This window comes from Sphingomonas sp. UYEF23 (assembly GCF_040546165.1).
Lineage (GTDB): Bacteria > Pseudomonadota > Alphaproteobacteria > Sphingomonadales > Sphingomonadaceae > Sphingomonas > Sphingomonas glacialis.
Genome location: NZ_JBEPNG010000024.1, coordinates 1 through 2963, shown reverse-complemented (window position 1 = coordinate 2963; position 2963 = coordinate 1). Strand labels below are relative to the sequence as shown.

Genomic DNA, 2963 nt, shown 5'->3' with positions numbered 1-2963 from the left:
GGTGCGACGCTAAATGGGGTTAGGTATCACTTAACTGAATACATAGGTTTCGTGAGGCGAACCCGGCGAACTGAAACATCTCAGTAGCTGGAGGAAAAGACATCAACCGAGATTCCGTTAGTAGTGGCGAGCGAACGCGGACCAGGCCAGTGCCTGATGGTGAATTAGCAGAACGATTTGGAAAGATCGGCCATAGCGGGTGACAGCCCCGTATGCGAAAATGAAACATCAGGACTCGAGTAGGGCGGAACACGTGTAATTCTGTCTGAACATAGGGGGACCACCCTCTAAGCCTAAATACTCGTATGCGACCGATAGTGAACTAGTACCGTGAGGGAAAGGTGAAAAGCACCCCGATGAGGGGAGTGAAACAGTACCTGAAACGGATTGCCTACAAGCAGTTGGAGGGTCCTTGAGGCCTGACAGCGTACCTCTTGCATAATGGGTCTGTGACTTAATGTATCAAGCAAGCTTAAGCCGTTAGGTGTAGGCGCAGCGAAAGCGAGTCTGAATAGGGCGCCAGAGTTTGATGTATTAGACCCGAAACCCGGCGATCTATGCATGACCAGGATGAAGGTGCGGTAACACGCACTGGAGGTCCGAACCGATTAACGTTGAAAAGTTACCGGATGAGTTGTGCTTAGGGGTGAAAGGCCAATCAAGCCGGGAAATAGCTGGTTCTCCGCGAAAACTATTGAGGTAGTGCCTCGGATGGACACCTTGGGGGGTAGAGCACTGGATGGATGCGGGGGTCGCGAGACCTACCAACTCTAACCAAACTCCGAATACCCAAGAGTGATATCCGGGAGACAGACGGCGGGTGCTAAGGTCCGTCGTCAAAAGGGAAACAGCCCTGACCTACAGCTAAGGTCCCCAAGTCGTGTCTAAGTGGGAAAGCATGTGGAACTTCCAAAACAACCAGGAGGTTGGCTTAGAAGCAGCCATCCTTTAAAGAAAGCGTAACAGCTCACTGGTCTAAATAAGAGGTTCTGCGGCGAAGATGTAACGGGGCTCAAGACACGCACCGAAGCTTAGGGTGTGCCATTTATATGGTACGCGGTAGCGGAGCGTTCCGTAAGCCTGTGAAGCGATCTGGTAATGGGTCGTGGAGGTATCGGAAGTGCGAATGCAGACATGAGTAGCGATAAAAAGGGTGAGATGCCCTTTCGCCGAAAGACCAAGGGTTCCTGCGCAAGGCTAATCCGCGCAGGGTGAGTCGGCCCCTAAGACGAGCCCGAAGGGGGTAGTCGATGGGAACACGGTTAATATTCCGTGACCTGGTGGTGTGTGACGGATCTCGTGTGTTGTCTTCCCTTATTGGATTGGGAAGGCTTCGAAGAGGTCCCAGGAAATAGCCCCACCGTATAGACCGTACCCGAAACCGACACAGGTGGTCAGGTAGAGTATACCAAGGCGCTTGAGAGAAGTGTCCTGAAGGAACTCGGCAAATTGCCTCCGTACCTTCGGAAGAAGGAGGCCCCAACTAAGCGCAAGCTCTGTTGGGGGGCACAGGCCAGGGGGTAGCGACTGTTTAGCAAAAACACAGGGCTCTGCTAAGTCGGCTTCAAGACGACGTATAGGGCCTGACGCCTGCCCGGTGCCTGAAGGTTAAGTGGAGGGGTGCAAGCTCTGAAATGAAGCCCAGGTAAACGGCGGCCGTAACTATAACGGTCCTAAGGTAGCGAAATTCCTTGTCGGGTAAGTTCCGACCTGCACGAATGGCGTAACGACTTCCCCACTGTCTCCAGGACATGCTCAGCGAAATTGAATTCCCCGTGAAGATGCGGGGTTCCCGCGGTTAGACGGAAAGACCCCGTGCACCTTTACTGCAGCTTCAGAGTGGCATTAGGAAGAAACTGTGTAGCATAGGTGGGAGGCTATGAAGCGTTGGCGCCAGCTGACGTGGAGCCATAGGTGAAATACCACCCTGTTTGTTTCTGATGTCTAACCTCGATCCATGAAACTGGATCAGGGACCCTCTGTGGCGGGTAGTTTGACTGGGGCGGTCGCCTCCTAAAGAGTAACGGAGGCGCGCAATGGTGGGCTCAGGACGGTTGGAAACCGTCTGTTAGAGTGCAATGGCATAAGCCCGCCTGACTGCGAGACTGACAAGTCGAGCAGAGACGAAAGTCGGTCATAGTGATCCGGTGGTCCCTCGTGGAAGGGCCATCGCTCAACGGATAAAAGGTACGCCGGGGATAACAGGCTGATAACCCCCAAGAGCTCATATCGACGGGGTTGTTTGGCACCTCGATGTCGGCTCATCACATCCTGGGGCTGGAGCAGGTCCCAAGGGTTTGGCTGTTCGCCAATTAAAGTGGTACGTGAGCTGGGTTCAGAACGTCGCGAGACAGTTTGGTCCCTATCTGCCGTGGGCGTCGAAATTTGAGAGGAGTTGACCCTAGTACGAGAGGACCGGGTTGAACATACCTCTGGTGTACCTGTCGTTCTGCCAAGAGCGCAGCAGGGTAGCTATGTATGGACGGGATAACCGCTGAAAGCATCTAAGCGGGAAGCCTCCCTCGAGATAAGATTTCATAGAGCCGTCAGAGACCATGACGTTGATAGATCGGATGTAGAAGTGGAGTAATCCATGGAGCTAACCGATACTAATTGCTCTATTCGCGCTTGAGAGTCCCACCATCAATGACAATCCTGGGTAACCAGCACGTCACAGATGGCGGATGATCAAATGCAACGCCTGATTGAACAAACTACATCATCACATAGGTATGCACGGACATCGATTTTGGGAGCACAGCGCAAGCTGGGCCCCCCAAGAGAACCCGAACATTTTTGCGTTCACCGGCTCCATTGCTTGGTGGCTATAGCGTCAGTGCCCCACCCGATCCCATCCCGAACTCGGCCGTGAAACCTGACTGCGCCGATGGTACTATCGCTTAAGCGATGGAAGAGTAGGTCGTCGCCAGGCATTGAAGCCGGTGAACACAAAACGTTCGTGT

General features: G+C 53.4%; 2 rRNA genes. Both read left to right on the top strand.

The annotated features are described in order from the left end of the window. Positions 1-2632: ribosomal RNA gene (locus ABIB28_RS18415) — 23S ribosomal RNA — on the top strand; the annotation flags it as partial. 185 nt (positions 2633-2817) lie between these two features. Beyond that, positions 2818-2932 (top strand): 5S ribosomal RNA (gene rrf, locus ABIB28_RS18410). The last annotated feature ends 31 nt before the right edge of the window (positions 2933-2963 follow it).